Raw genomic sequence first — 542 nt, forward strand, 5'->3', positions numbered from 1 at the left:
TTTTTTCTGAGGGCCAGTAACGCTGCGGTCTCCGCCAGGGCCTCGTTCTTGCGGGCGAGCTCCTTTTCCAGCGCCTTGATGCGCTTGCGCTGTTGCTTGGCCTCGTCGGCTTCACGCTGGCGTTCCGAGTGCGAGAGGCTGGCGGCTTGCTCGCAGTCATGCCGCCACCGCCCCAGCTGTTCGGGGAAGATGCCCCGACGGCGGCAGTATTCCGCGGTCTCCTGAGCATTCATCGAGGCGGTTTCAAGCACGGCGTTGAACTTGTCCTTGGACGACCAGCCATCGGTGCCTTTGCCCAGCGCGTCCGGCAGGCAACGTCCCTCGGCGCGGGCTTGCTTGCGCCAGGTGTAGACGGTGCCCAGCGAGATCCCTTCCTGCTCCGCGATCACCTGCGGGGAGAGGTTGTGGGGAGGCAGCAGCTTGGTGACCACGGCTTGCCGGCGCTCCTCTGAGTAACGAGGCATGAGTGTCTCCTTTCGCCCCCTGATCGGTTTATAGGAACAGGGTATCAGAGGGCACGACAGTCATCCTGACACTGGGGG

At 63.8% G+C, this 542-nt stretch carries 1 protein-coding gene; it reads right to left on the reverse strand.

What is annotated here, in order from left to right; translation table 11 throughout:
* A partial coding sequence (locus Q673_RS23335; RefSeq protein ID WP_023005072.1) for a transposase occupies positions 1–464 on the reverse strand: 464 nt, incomplete at its 3' end.
* Between the last annotated feature and the right edge of the window lie 78 nt (positions 465–542).

The organism is Halomonas sp. PBN3 (genome assembly GCF_000475415.1).
Taxonomy (GTDB): domain Bacteria; phylum Pseudomonadota; class Gammaproteobacteria; order Pseudomonadales; family Halomonadaceae; genus Halomonas; species Halomonas shengliensis.